This window comes from Polynucleobacter sp. es-GGE-1 (assembly GCF_018882005.1).
GTDB lineage: Bacteria > Pseudomonadota > Gammaproteobacteria > Burkholderiales > Burkholderiaceae > Polynucleobacter.
This window is the reverse complement of sequence record NZ_JACVPE010000006.1, coordinates 162,551-179,464: the sequence shown is the minus strand read 5'-3', so window position 1 is coordinate 179,464 and position 16,914 is coordinate 162,551. Positions and strand designations below refer to the sequence as shown.

19 protein-coding genes are annotated in these 16,914 nt (G+C 44.0%); 5 read left to right on the top strand and 14 right to left on the bottom strand.

Annotation, left to right across the window (positions count from 1 at the left end; translation table 11 throughout):
• Nucleotides 1-3: 3 nt before the first annotated feature.
• The 6 genes from puhC to bchF are packed head-to-tail and all read right to left on the bottom strand — an operon-like array spanning nucleotide 4 to nucleotide 4,846.
• On the bottom strand, nucleotides 4-468 hold the full coding sequence (gene puhC, locus ICN35_RS05810; RefSeq protein ID WP_215295303.1) for a photosynthetic complex assembly protein PuhC: 465 nt from the start codon (nucleotides 466-468) through the stop codon (nucleotides 4-6).
• Complete coding sequence (gene puhB, locus ICN35_RS05805; RefSeq protein ID WP_216125111.1) at nucleotides 465-1,124, bottom strand: photosynthetic complex putative assembly protein PuhB; 660 nt, start codon at nucleotides 1,122-1,124, stop codon at nucleotides 465-467. The genes puhC and puhB overlap by 4 nt, the downstream gene beginning before the upstream one ends.
• Nucleotides 1,125-1,148: 24 nt before the next feature.
• Nucleotides 1,149-1,919, bottom strand: coding sequence for a photosynthetic reaction center subunit H (gene puhA, locus ICN35_RS05800; protein ID WP_216125109.1), 771 nt, complete (start codon nucleotides 1,917-1,919; stop codon nucleotides 1,149-1,151).
• Between the two features lie 56 nt (nucleotides 1,920-1,975).
• Nucleotides 1,976-3,418, bottom strand: coding sequence for a BCD family MFS transporter (locus ICN35_RS05795; protein ID WP_216125107.1), 1,443 nt, complete (start codon nucleotides 3,416-3,418; stop codon nucleotides 1,976-1,978).
• A gap of 8 nt (nucleotides 3,419-3,426) precedes the next feature.
• Nucleotides 3,427-4,152 (bottom strand): magnesium protoporphyrin IX methyltransferase, encoded by a 726-nt coding sequence (gene bchM / locus ICN35_RS05790; RefSeq protein ID WP_216125105.1) that lies wholly within the window; start codon nucleotides 4,150-4,152, stop codon nucleotides 3,427-3,429.
• Nucleotides 4,153-4,171: 19 nt separating this feature from the next.
• Complete coding sequence (gene bchF, locus ICN35_RS05780) at nucleotides 4,172-4,846, bottom strand: 2-vinyl bacteriochlorophyllide hydratase (protein ID WP_251369961.1); 675 nt, start codon at nucleotides 4,844-4,846, stop codon at nucleotides 4,172-4,174.
• A gap of 295 nt (nucleotides 4,847-5,141) precedes the next feature.
• On the opposite strand from bchF, the gene ICN35_RS05775 reads away from it, so the two are divergent.
• The 5 genes from ICN35_RS05775 to ICN35_RS05755 all read left to right on the top strand — a co-directional run bounded on the left by ICN35_RS05775 (nucleotide 5,142) and on the right by ICN35_RS05755 (nucleotide 10,522).
• Nucleotides 5,142-5,981 carry a B12-binding domain-containing protein gene (locus ICN35_RS05775; protein ID WP_216125097.1) on the top strand — a complete coding sequence of 280 codons (840 nt, stop codon included), beginning with the start codon at nucleotides 5,142-5,144 and terminating at the stop codon, nucleotides 5,979-5,981.
• Nucleotide 5,982: 1 nt separating this feature from the next.
• The gene (gene ppsR / locus ICN35_RS05770) at nucleotides 5,983-7,395 is read left to right on the top strand and encodes a transcriptional regulator PpsR (RefSeq protein WP_216125096.1); all 1,413 of its coding nucleotides are present in this window, start codon (nucleotides 5,983-5,985) and stop codon (nucleotides 7,393-7,395) included.
• A gap of 10 nt (nucleotides 7,396-7,405) precedes the next feature.
• A complete protein-coding gene (locus tag ICN35_RS05765; protein WP_215295314.1) occupies nucleotides 7,406-8,092 on the top strand; it encodes a spheroidene monooxygenase in 687 nt (228 codons plus the stop codon).
• Nucleotides 8,055-9,650 carry a 1-hydroxycarotenoid 3,4-desaturase CrtD gene (crtD, locus tag ICN35_RS05760; RefSeq protein ID WP_216125094.1) on the top strand — a complete coding sequence of 532 codons (1,596 nt, stop codon included), beginning with the start codon at nucleotides 8,055-8,057 and terminating at the stop codon, nucleotides 9,648-9,650. The genes ICN35_RS05765 and crtD overlap by 38 nt, the downstream gene beginning before the upstream one ends.
• A 116-nt stretch (nucleotides 9,651-9,766) precedes the next feature.
• Entirely contained in the window at nucleotides 9,767-10,522 is a 756-nt protein-coding gene (locus tag ICN35_RS05755) for a carotenoid 1,2-hydratase (RefSeq protein WP_251372025.1), read from the top strand.
• Between the two features lie 22 nt (nucleotides 10,523-10,544).
• Here ICN35_RS05755 and ICN35_RS05750 read toward each other — a convergent pair whose 3' ends face one another.
• From ICN35_RS05750 to pufB, 8 genes are all read right to left on the bottom strand, one after another.
• Complete coding sequence (locus tag ICN35_RS05750) at nucleotides 10,545-11,579, bottom strand: phytoene/squalene synthase family protein (protein WP_216125092.1); 1,035 nt, start codon at nucleotides 11,577-11,579, stop codon at nucleotides 10,545-10,547.
• Between the two features lie 44 nt (nucleotides 11,580-11,623).
• Nucleotides 11,624-13,141 carry a phytoene desaturase gene (locus ICN35_RS05745; RefSeq protein ID WP_216125090.1) on the bottom strand — a complete coding sequence of 506 codons (1,518 nt, stop codon included), beginning with the start codon at nucleotides 13,139-13,141 and terminating at the stop codon, nucleotides 11,624-11,626.
• Nucleotides 13,142-13,218: 77 nt separating this feature from the next.
• The gene (pufC, locus tag ICN35_RS05740; protein WP_216125082.1) at nucleotides 13,219-14,286 is read right to left on the bottom strand and encodes a photosynthetic reaction center cytochrome PufC; all 1,068 of its coding nucleotides are present in this window, start codon (nucleotides 14,284-14,286) and stop codon (nucleotides 13,219-13,221) included.
• A complete protein-coding gene (pufM, locus tag ICN35_RS05735; RefSeq protein ID WP_216860819.1) occupies nucleotides 14,283-15,302 on the bottom strand; it encodes a photosynthetic reaction center subunit M in 1,020 nt (339 codons plus the stop codon). The genes pufC and pufM overlap by 4 nt, the downstream gene beginning before the upstream one ends.
• 19 nt (nucleotides 15,303-15,321) lie before the next feature.
• Entirely contained in the window at nucleotides 15,322-16,146 is an 825-nt protein-coding gene (gene pufL / locus ICN35_RS05730; RefSeq protein ID WP_216125080.1) for a photosynthetic reaction center subunit L, read from the bottom strand.
• 83 nt (nucleotides 16,147-16,229) lie between these two features.
• Nucleotides 16,230-16,436: a light-harvesting antenna LH1, alpha subunit gene (gene pufA / locus ICN35_RS05725; RefSeq protein ID WP_216125078.1), complete on the bottom strand. Its 207-nt coding sequence runs from the start codon at nucleotides 16,434-16,436 to the stop codon at nucleotides 16,230-16,232.
• A gap of 9 nt (nucleotides 16,437-16,445) precedes the next feature.
• Nucleotides 16,446-16,670, bottom strand: coding sequence for a hypothetical protein (locus ICN35_RS05720; RefSeq protein ID WP_216125076.1), 225 nt, complete (start codon nucleotides 16,668-16,670; stop codon nucleotides 16,446-16,448).
• Nucleotides 16,671-16,697: 27 nt separating this feature from the next.
• On the bottom strand, nucleotides 16,698-16,850 hold the full coding sequence (gene pufB, locus ICN35_RS05715) for a light-harvesting antenna LH1, beta subunit (RefSeq protein WP_215295328.1): 153 nt from the start codon (nucleotides 16,848-16,850) through the stop codon (nucleotides 16,698-16,700).
• Nucleotides 16,851-16,914 lie beyond the last annotated feature (64 nt).

Here is a 16,914-nt window from a genome sequence, read left to right as displayed (position 1 = left end):
TATTTATGACTTACTTACTGCTACTACATTTGATGCATTAAATAACCTAAAAAATGTTCCAGCATTGGTAGGGCCAAAAGACTCTAGGTCTACCATACGACCAGTTGCGGTATCAGCTAGAGTTAAACGACCATCTGTACGATAAATTAATTCAAATGGAGGTCCACTATCCAAGCCTCTGCGTTTTCTTTCTTGTGCAAGACCGCGCAATGTACCCCTGACAAAACCGGCTTCACCTTGCACAGCCTCAATTTGCTTACCAGTTTTGTAATCGATGACAGCGATAGAGCCATCAGGACGATCCTCAAAACGCAGTTGCAAAACTTTTAGAGGCGATGCATCAGGTTCACGCACCTGACTCAAGTCGCGACTATTAATAAATACCAACAATAAAACAATGATGATCACATCAGCGATCAGCATTTTCGCAACGGGTGATAAAAAATCTTTTCCTTGGGTAACACTCATGCTGTTTGTGCTCTCGCTTGTTCAACTGCAATATCTTGAGGCTCTATCTTGCTAAGACCAGTGGATGCCTTCCAGGCTTCAGTAAGTAATTCTGCAACCTGCTGTGCCTCGGGAATACAACGCATCATCGGTTCTGGTTTTGCTAAACGCCAAGGCCGCACGTGAGGCCATAGGTGGAAGAAGGCAATCTTATCTTCGGTAGCAATTTGCATTGGGATATCACCAGTACCATCTGCATATAACTTTAAATCAGCACTTCTCAGCGTTTTATAAGGGAGGTTAAAGGTCACCGTCAACACAATACCCACTCGCATCACAATTCGACGATTGGTTAAGGTATACATCGTGGTAGTTGCTGACCAGTAAGCCAAAAGACCTATTAGCAGCAGACCAATCAGCGCTAAAAATACTGCGAGCGCAACACTACTCCAACCTTCTGACAAACCACCTTCACTACCTGCTACTGAGAAAACCTGCAAAACCACGATGACTGCAAAATAAACTGCGAGCCATGGCAGACGAAATACATGTTTAGCCATAGCAGTCCAACTAGGAGCGCCTTGCCAAAGAATCGTTTCGCCAGCAGGTAATGGTTCGGGCAACCCTAAGGCTGCCTCGAACTCATGCTCTGCTGATTCATATGGTTTTTGATTCACAAAATACTTTCAATTGAATGGGATTTAAATAAGGGGTTCTTGGCGCTCTGGGGTCGCATACAGAGTACCGCCGCCAAAGTAAGCCATGATCTTTTCTTCTTCTAAGAGCGTAATCTGATCTTGACTCTTTAAGCCTGGCACTAAAGCAAACTGATTGCCCAAGATCGATTCCACCTTGATAGCGTCTTTACCAATACGAGAAAAATTCATTGGCAGTAATACTCGTCTGCCTCCAAACTCTGGCAAGGTTTCAATTTCAAAATAGCGAATCACGACTTCAGCCTGATCAATCCAGAGCTCTTTCACGGTGCCAGCTACCACACCATCATCACCCTTAACTTGCATACCAATCGGATTTCTATCCTGCTTGGCTACGTTAAATTGACCGAGTAAGCGCCCCGGCAAAATACGTTTTTGACCTTCTGATGTCATGTCAGGAATATCCGCACGCTTCGTAAAGGCGCCCGGCCCTACACCGTCTAACATCGGGTTACCAGTTGGCACTAAAGGCGCACCATTTAAATAGCTTGAAGGTCTAGCGGCCACTTTTTCCAGAGGCTCATCTTTGGGAACAGTGACATCGCCCCAGTACTCTGTATGAAAAGTCTTCGGTGCCGGCATACCAGCTATTCCAGCCGCTCGTCGGATCTCGCCACGAACGTCATACTCTAGCGGAAAACCTTCACGCTTACTTTCTATAGTCAGGTAATAAACGAGGCCTGCAAAAAATATCCAAAATGCATATAGAACCAATTGTGCAACATCTACATATTCTGTAATTGCTCCGGTTGCCATCTTGCTCTCCCTTTTAACAATAATGCTTATCGTGAAAAAACATACTGTGCCACTATTTAACTTGGTAATTCATCTAAACCGAACTTCTGAGAAACATTCATCACAGGTTCCTTGTTCATAATGACTAAAGGTCCAATTGCAATCAATGTAGCAAACAACAAATAAAACTCAATGTGATATACAAAACTATAGCCTGTAGCGGTAGAAATCAAACCCTCACCTAGGAAGCCATTTGTCGCCAGGCTAGAAATCACATCCCGTATGACGCCGCCAGCTACAATAGCAATACCAGATGCGCTAGCGTGTACCGCGCCCCAAGCACCTAAAACCAAACCATTCATCCCGCCTGATTCAAAACTCATGGCGGCAGTCAAAGTGCTGACAGCAAATAAGCCGCCTCCAAAGCCAATTAAAAATGCACCGCAACGAAATAAGGTGGGCGAAAGCAATGGTTCGGAAAAAATGACACAACTAAATGCCGCAATACCAAACAAAGCGCCAATAGAAGCCAGGCGATAGGGATCAATTGAGCGATTTAGATAACGCGCAGCCACACCAAAAGCAACGAGAGCGCCTAAAGAAGTCAGACTGGTTAATACAGTGGTAGCACTAACCGATAAACCTAATACTTCAGCACCATAGGGTTCTAAAATAATGTCTTGCATACTAAATGCGGCTGTACCTAAACCTAAAGCTACCAAGAAACGCATCACTTTGCCCTGCTGTGAAAAAGTGGCCCAAGTTTCTTTAAAGCTTGGAGTTTCGATAGAGTGCGCTGTTAAATGGGGCTGACGAGGCTCTTGCTTCCAGGCTGCGATCAAGTTGAGCACCAAGGTAGTTGCTGCAACACCCTGTACCACCCGAATCAACAGAATCGGGGTGATATCAATCAGCAAATAGCCAAAGATGGCACTACTGACTGCCATACCAACCAACAGCATCATATACATTAGCGCGACCACTCTAGGTCTAGCTTGAGGCTCAGCTAGATCAGATGCTAAAGCGAGACCAGCGGTTTGAGTGGTCTGCATACCAGCGCCTACCAATAGAAAAGCAAGCCCGGTAGCGCCTTGCGCAAACCAAGCAGGCCAAGTGGTATCGCCAGACAAGAGAATGAGTGCGAAAGGCATGATTGCAAAGCCGCCAAATTGCAACCAGGAACCAATCCAAATATAAGGCACTCTGCGCCAACCCAGAAAAGACTTATGGCTGTCACTCTTAAAGCCAACTAGTGCTCTGAATGGAGCAAATAGCAGAGGCAAGGCAACCATAATCGAAACTAAAGCCGCACTCACTTTCAACTCAATAATCATGACTCGATTCAGAGTGCCAATCAACATGACCATTGCCATGCCTACAGAAACCTGAAACAGAGCCAGCCTCAAGAGACGACTGATTGGCAACTCTTTGGTGGCGATATCAGCAAAAGGTAAGAACTTTGGACTCACTCTCTTCCAAGTTTCAAATAACTCTTTGCCACGCCAGGTCAGAGTAAACATTTTCATTGTTATCGCGCTTTATTCTGATCAGTTGGCTTTTTGCTTAAGCGCATCGCCTGTGAAAAATAAAAAGCGCGTTGCACTTTTTGCGTACTGACTGGCGCCCAATCTGCTAAACCATCATGCTGACTGAAGGTTCTGATGAGAGAGTCAATCGAAATGGGCTGAATAAAAGGTGATCGATCACTTCTCGGAAATACACTACCAATCGTTAACAAGGTACTCAGAGCGGCATTATTGGGGGCAAATGTAAAAGCAATATTGGCTCGCGTACGCTCGGCAAGCTTCGCCATCGCATCAGCAATATCCAAGTGGTGATAGTGAATCATGGAATCCATACAAACCACATGATCAAACTCACCCAAGGCGGGATCTAACATATCTCCAGAACGGAACTCAATAGATCCAGAGCCAACATCACGACCAATTCTCTCGCGCGCTAAATCAACTAAGGTAGGCGATAAATCAATAGCGACTACATGCGCACCCCGCTTTGCTAAATCAGCTGCTAAGACTCCAGTACCGCAGCCAGCATCCAAAACACGCTGTCCAGACAAATCAGCCGGTAAATAGCTTAGCAAGACATGACGCATCTCTTCACGACCAGCTCGTACCTTAGCGCGTATACCGCTGACTTTGGCTGTCGACGTTAGCTTTGCCCAAGCATCTACCGCAGTGCGGTCGAAATACTCCTGAAGCTGAGTACGTTTTTGAGTATAAGAATTTTCAAGCATTGCTAACAATCGCCTTTAATTATTTCAACCATGGGGAATAGATATAAGCTAAGAGATGCGCTATTACCGCCATGAATCCAAAAAATTGTGTTCCTTGCACAAGGTTGCGATGCAATTCTTCTGCCTCTGCAATGCTTAAGCCAGTTAACGTTGTCTGAGCACTACTAAGACTTGCTGCTTGTGCAGCTTGTAATTGAATAGTCTGCGCGCCAAGCATAGACTCGCGCGTCTTCTTTTCTTGATCTAGGCGAGCCATCCGTAGCTTCCAGATAAATTGACCTGCATTGATCACATAGGTTGCATAGGCTGCCAAAGCCAATAGCATCAGTTGAATTGGGTCCAGATAACCAGTACCCAGCGCTACAAGATATAAGGTATGAAGCAACAACACCAACATACTAAATACATCTTCCCAGAAAAATGCTGGGGCAAACAAGTAGCAGTTAAAAACAACCTTTTCCCAAATACAACCAGTGATCATGATGGTGTAGAGCGTTAATGTTTTAACCACTACTGAAATATTGGCGGCATGTTCTCCCTCGCCGGTAAATAAAAAACGCAGGACGAGGTAAAGACTAACCAAGAAAACAACAAACTGAATAGGCGCCAAAATACCTTGGACAAGTGTCCACTTGGTTTCGTCTCTTCTTACCCTCTCTTCCGGGGTATAAAGTGGCTTATATGTTTTTTCCATGCACAGTCTGATATATTTTCTGCAACAACCTTAAGGCAATTATTAATACACTTTTAAAGCACAAAAGTGTCAATTAAAGTTTACGGTATCTGGAAAAAGAAAGTCCTCGGGATAACCCTATTGGGGGTACTTACCCTATAGCAACTTACTCAAAAAAAGCGCTAAATAGGATCATTACTAAATGATCAGTTTTGAGAGAAATAGCGCCCTTCTTTTTTGCAGTGCAGCATATTTTTCGGGGAGCACTTACAGCCTTTCATTTTGTATTCATTACTAGGCTATTAGGAGATGGGCTTTGTCAGATTCACTGAAAAAAACGTTCCAATCTAATGTAAGTGAATTGGATAACGCAGAAATGAAGCTATGGCTAAATAAAACCATAGAATCAGAGATCATCCCGCGCTTGCTGATGGGGCATAAATTAGAACCAGCAAACGATCAATTTATTCGCCAGATTAATGAAATCAATATTACGCAAGTTGAAATTGTCGACTTTTGCCAGATATTGTTGGATGACCCCATAGAGGATTCCTTTTCCTTTATAGATAAGATGCAAAAATCGGGGCATACCCTTGTATCGCTCTATATGAATCTGATTCCAGCGTCTTGTAGACGCTTGCAGCATCTTTGGGAAAATGATGAAAACAGCTTTACAGAGGTGACGGTCGCGCTAGGGCGTGCTCAGAACCTCATTCATCAACTTAGCCCTCTCTTTATGAGTCAAGGCAATCTCGCCCATTACCAGGGTAACGCCCTTCTGATTAATGCACCGGGGTCGCAACATACCCTGGGGATCTTAATATTAGGTGAATTTTTCAAGCTGAATGGCTGGAATACGACAGTCGAAATTGAAACTTCTACTGCAGAATTAAAGGATCGAATCAACTTGCAAGCCTATGATTTATTGGCAATTTCTATCTCATGTGAAGATCAGTGGGATACTATGGAGGCATTGCTAAACGAAGTAAAGAAGGTATCAAAAAATAAGGGGATACTGACCATGGTGGGCGGTCCATTATTTGATTACAAACCAGAATTAGTAAAAGCTTGCTCTGCAGATGCCTGCGCCCTAACAGCCGAAGAGGCTATTAAAACAGTGTCGGATCTTTTAGCCCAAAGAACTAGCCTAAATTAATATGCCTGCCTCACATCATCCAGAGCAACTCTTTTCAGGCCTAAGCAGTAAGGAGCTTAGCCTGATTGCTCAAGCCTCGGCAGATATTTCGCTTCTGTTGGATGATTATGGAACCATAGTCAACATCTATTCTGAAAATCAGAGTCTAGCCAAACAGATCCCAGATGGCCTCATAGGAAAAAAATGGTTAGACATTGTTGTACCAGACAGCGTCAAAAAAATGCACTACTTGATAGAAGACGCTAGCTCAGACAAGATCACTAAGTTTCGACAAATCAATATGGTCGGTAACCATCAAAATTTGGTACTGCCAATGATGTGCACTTCCATCAAAACATCATCCAATAAAAAAATTATCGTTATTGGCAGGGATCTTTCGGAAGCATCCAAGCTGCAACAAGATTTAGTTGCTGCCCAAAAAGAAATTAGTAAAAATTATCTGCAAATAAGTCAACTAGAAGAACGCTTTCGGTCGATCTTTGAAATCGGTACTGAATCGGTCATCATCGTTAAGGGAGATGATGCTTATCAGATAGTTGAGATGAATGGCAACGCAATTAGGCAAATGCTACTAGCTAAAAATAATTGCATTGGCAGGTCATTTCTTTCGCTCTTACCTGCAGCAGAATTAAACAAAGCCAAAGCCTTTCTTCAGACCGTACAAAATACTGGCGAACCCAATACTCTAGAAACTGTCATTAACGGCGGGCAAGTCATTCGGATCAAAGCAACTTCTTTTATAAATAGCGGAAAACCCTACTTATTATTTAACCTTACGCAACCCGACTTAGCTATGACATCCAACTTATTAGATGCTGACTCCTTAACTGTTAAGGCCATTGAAAATAATGCGTATGGTTTTATTGTGTGCACTCCGGAAGGTCAGATCCTCAAAGCAAACAAGGCCTTTATTAAATTAAGTAATGCTAAGACCGAACAAGACTTGATTGGCACTACTATCCAAAATTATCTAGGGCACGACACAACAGATTTTGATCGCATGATGCAGTCCTTAGAAGGAAAAGCAAGTACTCAATCTTGTGTCTCTTCGATTAACAACAATAGTGGTGGTTTTAAATTAGTAGATATTTCAGCGGTATCCGTAGTCCAGCCACGCGCTTGTATTGGCATGATTTTCCGACAAGTAGATTCGAGACAAAATAAATATAAGCGTATCGACAAGAAACTAGTACGAAATTCTGATGAATTGTCGATGCTGGTTGGAAAAGTCCCCTTGAAGGACATCCTAGCCGAAACCACTGACTTAATTGAGCAACTCTGCATCAAAGCTGCCTTAGATCTGACAAAAGACAATCGTGTTTCTGCTTCTGAGATCCTAGGCTTATCTCGACAAAGTCTTTATATCAAACTCAGAAAGTATGGTCTAGTAGACTCCAATAAGGATATTGATTAGAAAGTCAGTAATGGGCAACCAAGTTGCATTGATGGTCCTTATAGACATTCAATCATCAGCAAAATTCAGCGGAATCTTAAGACTCATGTTTGCAAGACTATGGCTTTGGTCAACGCCAGGACTAGAGTTCTACAAACACATGGGCTCAGGAAGAAACGGGGGCTTCTCATTTCATCCAAGCGCTACCCATCAAGCACTGTTTTGCATTTTCAAAGATATCGCTAGCGCCGAAAGATTTTATAAAACCTCTCGGCTGATTCAATGGTATCGGGCGCACGCTAAAGAATTTTTTTCAGTAAAACTCAAAACCTATTCAATTAAAGGTCAGTGGTCAGGCTTTGTACCTCAAATTACTGTCGACGCACCTACATCAGGGCCAATCGTATCGATTACCAGAGCCTCTATTAAGCCGCTCAATTGTTTACAATTCTGGAGTAAAGAACCAGCGGCTGAAAGCTCACTTGAGCAAACTTCTGGCTGCATTATTGCCGCCGGCATTGGTGAAGCTCCCTTTTTTCGCCAGGCTACTTTTACGATCTGGGAATCGCAAGCAGCGATGGATCAATATGCCAGACAAGGCGCTCATCAAGCTGCCATCCGCGCATCCATGAGCGGTAACTACTTTTCAGAATCGATGTTTTCACGCTATCAGCCTTTTGATGCCTTCGGTAGTTGGAAGGGTCGCACTCTTGGCTAAGGCACCCGTTGTCATTATTGGTGGGGGCATAGGTGGATTGACCTGCGCACTCGACCTCGCATCTTCTGGGGTTGAGGTGATCTTGATTGAAAAAGAATCTCAAGTTGGCGGCAAGATTCGACAACTGAATTGCTCAAAGGATCTGATCAAGCCTGCACTCATTGATTCTGGCCCAACCGTCTTCACAATGCGCTGGGTATTTGATGCCCTCTTTCAAAAGGCAGGCACCTCACTAGAGTCTGAGTTAAAGCTTGAAAAATTAAATATCCTAGCAAGGCACGCCTGGAGTAAAGATGAAAGGCTCGATTTATTTTCTGATGTAGAACAATCTGCGCAAGCCATTGCAGCATTTTCCTCTCCAGCGGAAGCAAAACGCTTTCTACAATTTTCCGATCAATGTCGCAGACTGTATAAGGCGCTAGAAAAGCCTTATATGCTGTCTGCTAAACCAAACTTTGCCGGAATGATTTCGGATTTGGGAATGTCTGGATCCAAAGTCTTATATGAAATTGGTTTGTTTAATAATCTCTGGAAATCACTCGGCAACTATTTCAATGACCCAAGGTTGCGTCAGTTGTTTGGTCGCTATGCTACTTATTGTGGATCCTCACCCTATCAAGCGCCAGCAACGCTCATGCTGATTGCCGATGTTGAAGCACAGGGTGTCTGGGCGCTGGAAGGTGGCATGTATTCATTAGTAAAAACGATTCGCAAATTAGCCGAAGCTAAAGGTGTGCAATTTTTAACCGGGCAAGCATGCGAAGAAATCTTGTTAGATCACGGTCGTATATCAGGTGTCAGGCTTACGGATGGAACTGTTCTGCATACTGAATCTGTCGTTTTTAATGGCGATCTTGCAGCACTGCAAACTGGCTTACTCAATTCAGAAGGAAGCAAAGCGCTGAGCGCAAAAATGATTCCCCCTTCACCTGCTAAGAGATCTCTTTCTGCAATTACCTGGTCGATGAATGCTAAGACAGATGGCCTCCCTTTGGTACGGCACAATGTGTTCTTTAATCAAAATTATCATGCAGAGTTTGATGATATTTTTAGCAAGAGACGTCTCCCTGTAAAACCAACAGTCTACGTTTGCGCTCAAGATCAAAGTGATGTTTATCAATCATCCTCAAATACTCAAAGGCTACTTTGCCTGGTAAATGCTCCCGCAAACGGCGATCAATCAGAATTTAATGCTCAAGAAATTGACGCATGCGAACACGAAACTTTTGGTCTTCTGCAACAATGTGGTCTCAACATCGACTTGGATAGCGCAATATGTCAACGTACAACGCCCTCCCTTTTCAACCAGCTCTTTCCGGGAACGGGGGGAGCCCTTTACGGCCAAGCCAATCATGGTTGGATGAAAACTTTTGGGCGAGCTTCAGCGCAAAGCCCGATTCCGGGCCTCTACCTAGCGGGTGGCAGCGTGCATCCGGGTCCGGGAGTGCCGATGGCCGCGCTCTCGGGACGAATGGCGGCCGCAACACTGATGGATCACCTCGGTTTGATCAAGCTGTCGGGCAGAACGCTTATCTCTGGTGGTACATCGACGCTCTAAGCGATGACGGTAAGCACGGCATAGTCCTGATTGCATTTGTTGGTAGCGTATTTTCACCTTACTATGCGTGGGCTAGAAGAGGTAATGCCACTGTTAATCCAGAAAATCATTGCTCATTGAATGTTGCCATTTATAGCCGAGGAAAAAATCGTTGGGCGATGACTGAGCGAGGAGAAAAACAAGTTTCCCGCAATGCTACTGAATTTATGATTGGCCCCAGTAATCTGCGTTGGGATGGAGAAAAATTAATCGTTCATATCGAAGAGCGCGCAGTGCCTTTTGGTCAAAAAGTTTCAGGTACGGTTGAACTCTATCCAAATACCTTATTCAACTTTAGTACGCCTTTAGATGCTGCTGGCAAACATCGTTGGGGCCCTCTTGCCCCTTCAGCACGGGTCAAGGTGCGCTTAAACTCCCCAGATTTACAGTGGGCAGGTAACGCTTATTTAGACTCAAATGAAGGTGATGAACCGATCAGTCAATCTTTTCATGAGTGGGACTGGTCCAGAGCGGAGATGAGTGGTGGTCGAACTGCTGTCATTTACGATATACGAGAAAAGAGTGCTCAAGAAAAGATATTGGCATTGACCTTTAATCCTAATGGAACGATTGACCATTTTGAACCTCCGCCAAGACAGGCTTTGCCAAAAACCATTTGGGGTATTCGAGGGCATATGCGCAATCAAAGCTCTAAAGGTTTAGAGGTAGTTCAGGTTTTAGAAAACACGCCTTTTTATACACGTTCCGTTTTAAATTCTGAACTGCTGGGTGAAAAGGTGCTTTCGTTTCATGAAACCCTCAGCGTGCCAAAGCTAACGCTGACCTCAACTCAATTGATGCTGCCTTGGAGAATGCCTCGGATTACGTGGTAATTGGCAACTGAAGTTAATACGTTTACTGTAAAGCTCTGCCACTCTTGCGAGGATTGCGACGACGTTCTTGTCTCTCCATGAGATCAACAAACCACAGCAAACGATCGTGAGCCGTTCCTTCAAAACGCTTTTCATGAGGCACTTCAATTACCGCATCTACTAAATACTGAATGGCTTTATCTGCATCCACTTTCAGCTGTCTAGAAAATATTTTAGAGATCGCTGTAAAGGCTTCAGCCAAAAGGATCACTTTTCTCTTGGAAGGCACAAAGGCTCTGGTCGAAATAGAATCCAAATTGAGTTTTTCTACTTGGCGACCAATTTCGGAATAAATGAGTCTAGCTGCCTGAATCGCTGGACGGCAATCCCAGGGCAAATCAGAAATCCCGTTCTCTGAACGCGAGTACAACACATCTGCATGCTTTAAGAGACGAGCAATCACACTAGCAATTTGGTCATTAAACTCAGGTTTACTTAACCAAACCTTGGGATCTAGCCCTGCTTCTCTTAGCCAATCTAGAGGTAAGTATATCCGCCCATTAGCAGCATCCTCACCAACATCACGAGCAATATTCGTAAGCTGCATCGCCAAACCTAACTCACAGGCTCTCGCTAAAGTTTCTGGCTCTCTGCGATCCATGATAACGCACATCATTGCTCCTACAGTACCGGCAACTCTCGCACAATAATCCAATAAGTCTTCTAAGGTATCGTAGGTTTTAAACTGAGTATCCCACTCATAGCCCTCTATTAATGCAAGAGGCAAGCTGATAGGTAAATCAAATTCCTTCACCACAATCGATAAAGCACGATCAGCAGAAATATCATCGGGACAGCCTCGATAGATTCGATCTAAGCGTTCACGCAACTTGACAATCGCATCCGGCTTTGCATCTACCGCATCAGCGACATCGTCAGTAATCCGACAAAATGCGTAAAGGGCTGTCGCGGGATCTCTGACCCTTTGAGGCAAAATTCTGGAGGCGGCAAAGAAGGACTTTGATCCATCTCGCATGGTTGCAACGCACTCTTGAAGATCACTCATATTTTGATTCATGCTTCACGCTTTGCTGTAAGGAATTTATTAAACTGATTCAATCTTTATGCAGTGACTGTTTTAGGTTCCACTACTACAGACATTAATGCTTTTGCTGAAGATAAAACACCGGGGATACCCGCACCGGGGTGGGTACCAGCTCCAACCATATAAAGACCCTGAATATCTTCACTGCGGTTATGCGGTCTAAACCAAGCACTTTGAAGCAAGAGTGGCTCAAAGCCAAAGGCAGCCCCTTTAACTGACAAGAGACGATCCTGAAAATCTTGAGGAGTCATGAGGAAGGATGTTTTGAGGTGCTTTTCAAATCCAGGCAAAACACTTTTATCTAAATATTTAGCAATCGCTTGACGATAAGGCTCAGCCTCTTTAGCCCAATCTGTGCCACTTGCTAAATTGGGCACTGGGGCTAATACATAAAATGCATCGCCTCCAGCAGGTGCCAAGGATGGATCTGTAGCGGTTGGTCTATGCAAATACAGACTAAAGTCATCTGCTAGTTTATGTTTCTTAAAAATATCTGTGAGTAATTCTTTATAACGCTTACCCAACAAGATCATATGGTGAGGAACATCGGGGTATTGATTATCTGTACCAAAGTACCAAACAAAAAGACTCATCGAGTATTTACTCTTATCAACTTTGGCGTCGGTCCATACTTTTCGATGTTCTGGCGCGATGAGTTTTTTGTACGTCCAAGCCGCATCCGCATTAGAGACCACAATATCAGAGGAAATAAATTCACCATTGGCCAGAGTTACACCTTGAGTCTTGCCATCCACCACTTCAATGCGCTTCACTTCGGAGTTCAGACGAATTTGTACTCCTCTACCTGCCAATAAGCCAGCCATGCCCTTAATTAGAGAGCCTGTTCCACCCATCGCAGAATGGACTCCATGACGTCGCTCCAAAGAGTTGATCAGCGCATAGACAGCTGTCACAGAAAAAGGATTGCCGCCAATCAGAAGCGGATGAAAACTCATCACTTGACGTATCTTGTCATTCTTTAAATGACGTGCCACTAATTTATAAATGCTCTCCCATGCCCGCATCTTAATCATCGATGGAATTGCACGAATTAAATCCCCAATCGAGTCAAATGCCGTAGAACTTAACTCTTGAAATCCAAGCTTGTAGCATTTTTCTGCTTCTGCTAAAAATCGCTCATAGCCTAGTAAGTCTTCTGGTGCAAACTTCGCGACTTCAGCGCGCATTCTAGCGGGGTCACCTGTGTAGTCAAAATGTGTTCCATCATCAAAACGAATACGATAAAAAGGGTCCATCGGGCGCAGATCAACGTCATCTGACATCTTCTTGCCACATAGCTCCCATAATTCTTCGAGTAAGAATGGTGCAGTAATGATGGTGGGGCCGGCGTCAAAGGTATAGCCATCGCGATAATGGACGTAAGCTCTGCCCCCAGGGGCATCCAGCTTCTCTATAACAATGACCCTATAACCCTTACAAGATAGCCGAATCGCAGATGCCAGCCCACCAAATCCACTTCCAATCACAATGGCAGTCGATACTTGATCTTCTTTAAATACCGCTTTTTTTAACATTTAACCAAACCAAATTTTCTACAAAAAAAATAGCGTCATATTGACCGTATGACGCTATTGGTTGCCCTCTATCTAGATCACTTCATTGCTACAGATTTTGGTGAAGGAACCGCATCCGTAGATTTCTGTGTTGTCTTGGCCGGCCCGGTCAAATAAGGATAGTCAGGCAACATCGATACCCCGTAAAGTGGCTTATAAGCACCTTGATGACAAGTTGCGCAGTTAGCTTTAGCAACATCACCAGTTGGGCCTAAACGATGGGGCGGAAATAATCCTGTAATCGGCACCATGTAATTATTATTAATGTCTTGAGCCATCCGAATGGCATACCAAGCTTTCGTTTTTTGTGGTGGGCTCTGTTCCCAAGAAGCTACAGATCGCGTGTTATGACAATAGGTGCAGTTAACACCTAAAGATCTTGAGAAATGCATCATTAATCCATAGGTACTCTCAGTTGCATTAATACTGCTCTTATTTCCTGTGGGTAATGCAGTCTCACCATTGACACGAATCTTCTCATTATTTAGTAAATACGATGCAAAGGTATTTTTCGGTAATGATGCATAGCCAGAACTATCAACTGGGGTATTTTGACCATTCTTATTTCCCAACATGCCATTACCGACCTTTTGAATAGGGTCTTTAAACCACACATTTTGTGGAATATTGTTACCGCGGTGACAGGTATAGCAAGTAACGCCTGTCTGGGCGACGTGGTTTTGCCATTGAGTATTTACACGCTGAGTCATCAGAATCATATTGCGAGCGACATTCTTTGTGTAGAGTGAATCATCAGCAAAGTTAGCAGCGTTATGACAGTAGGTACAGCCCTGCTCTGGCGCAACCCAGCTAGTCATGGCTACCATAAAGGAGCTAAATTGTGCAACGCTCAAATTATTGAGTACCTTGACATTTTGATATACGACCCCTGCTTTTGGCCCCTCCGCTGAGGCGGGACCGTTAGAGGCAGGCACTGCATTTTTTTCGGCTTGGCCAGCTAAGATCCGCGGGTTGTAAATGATATCCATGGCAGTTCCACGGTAACCATGCTGAACAGCTTCAATGGGAGGTCTCTCGCAGCCCGATAAGACTAAAGCACTGAGCAATAAAGCCGGCAATATCAGAAATTTTCTCAATTGCTTCATGGCTTAACTCCTATTCCTATGTAAGTAGGTGCAGCAGGTGGCACAAATCCAGTAGTGGCAGGATCAGGAAGTGGAGTCCCAAAAACATAAGGATAAGAGGGTGCCACGTGATGTTTGACTGCCCATAAATACCAGTTATCTACTACTGTGCCAGTAAGCAAAATACCAATACCACCAACTAAAGGAGTGAGTACTGCAAACCACCAAGCCCAACGGTGTATTGATTCCATGGTGGCATTAAAGCCCATAGTCCATCTCCAGAACAAAGCTGCTCTCTCTGAAGCAGTACCACGATCCACGATTTGTTCGATCTCGCGTTCGCCACCAAAGCGACTCACTGCCAAAATCGTTGCGCCATGCATAGCAAACAAGAGCGCTGAGCCATAGAGGAAAACAATCGAGAGCATGTGGAATGGGTTATAAAATAAATTTCCATAACGTAGTGAAAAAGCAGCAGTCCAATCTAAGTGTGAGAAGACTCCAAATGGTACTGCTTCGCTCCAGCTACCCATCATGATGGGACGAATGAATCCTAATACCAGATACAGCCAGATAGCTGCTAAGAAACCCCAAGCAATGTGAGTTCCCATACCTAGAGCAACAGCACGTCGATACATCCTTCCCCACCATAACAAAATCGATACGGTCAGAAAGAAGCCTGCCATCATCCACCAACCACCTTCATTAAGGGGCATGAATAAAGATAGGCCATGTTTTGGTAAAGGAGGATCTAAAGATAACCAAAATAATTGGCGTACAAATTGAATCGGACTCCAATTTACTGAGGCCAACATATTCCAGCCAATAATCTGAAAGGCAATTATCCCGAAAAATAAAGAAGCAATACCTAGTCGCCCTAGATAAATTGGGCCTAGCTGGGCATTACCAAGGCGGCCAAAGAGGTGATAAAGCTTAGGCTCTCCAAAACGTTCACGCTCATCATAGGGGTCTATCGACACACCATGATGTGGGGGTGCAACTACTTGGACTTGAGTAAAAAGGTTTTGATATTCCATGATTTTTATACACCCCCTTTTATCGCCAGATCGGCAGGTTCAACCACCAGCCCCACCACTCAGGCCAACCACGAGTCCAGAATGGACCACTAATCACAATACAAACTGCACTCCAGAAAACTGCTGCTAAAGCCAAAAATAATCCAAGGCGATGAATACCTAGAGTGCCGATTGAATAACCGATCGAATCTCTAAAGAAAGTATCTTCATGCTCAGGCGTTTTAACAAACTGCCCTTTCTGCGGATTGGTAGATGACAAGACTAAGCCACCATGTAATACCAAAGCAAAGGTGGTTGCAAAGAATAAGGACACAGCGATCATATGCGCTGGGTTGTAATGAAAATGTAAGTACTGATAGCCCGTATTGGACACCCAATCAAGATGGCTCAAGATGCCGTAAGGAAAACCATGACCCCAAGCACCCATAAGCACAGGTCTAATGACTACCAAAGTGAAATAAGCAAACACCGCCATTAAGTACGCGAAAGGTACATGAAGACCCATACCGAGTTTTCGGCAAATTTCAATTTCACGTAAAGCCCATGAGAAGAATGCGCCGAGAGCACATACAGTCACAAGCTGCCATAAGCCTCCTTTTAATAGGGGGGCAAAACCTAATCCATAACTAAGGTCAGGGGGCGCAATATTAATTTGCCAAGGGTTCCAGGTTGGACCCTGTGAAGCACCCCATAAAATGAGTGCGGTACCTAAAAAAGAAAAGAGGACAGTAGTAACGCCAAAAAATCCAACATAAAACGGCCCTACCCAAAAGTCGAATAAGTCCCCACCAACTAAGGTGCCGCCTCGTACCCGGTACTTTCTCTCAAAACTTAGCATGGCCATTTTTTATATTCTCCAATGAATGGATAAATAGGGTTGAGCTAACAAGTTATTTAGCCTAACCCTATTCACCATTTTTATACAAATTACTTTCCTGCTGGAACAGAAGGAGGCATTGCAGAGCCTTCTTTTGCTTCCATCGCCTTAAACTGGGCTTGGCTCAAACCATCCAACCAATTAAAACGAACACTACTCAGCAAAATCAAATGAATCATTGCTGCAAGACCAAATAGAAAAATACCTTGAACAACCATTGCTCGCAAAGGATCATACAGTTTCCAAATTCTCCACATAATCTTCTCCTAATTTAAGTAAGACATAAAACCATAAACAGCGGACTTCGTACCATCGATAAGTGATTTTTCTTCAGCTCCTGGAAGCCAAGAACTCCACTTGTTTGGCAAAATCTGGGTAAATAAAGAAATAACAAAGCACACTAAAAAACACAAAATAAAAATAAGATTGAAAGAAATAGAATCTTCTCTAATCATATTTTTTTCCCTGCTCATAACGTGATCATTTTTCATTTCATCCCCCTAAGATTGAGTCCTATTTCAGTGGAACCAAGGACGCCAAGCCCAAACCAAAATATGGGCTACTACTGCTATCGAAACAAAACCAACTAAACCTTGGACGTACAACTGGTGAAACTCCTTGGCTTCGTCATCAGTAAGGCCGGATATTGAACCTGTTCTGTGGTCGCTCATAACCTAATACCTCCTTCAAAAATAGCCTTGCGGCCGTTACCGCGCTTAACCCGCGCGACATGGG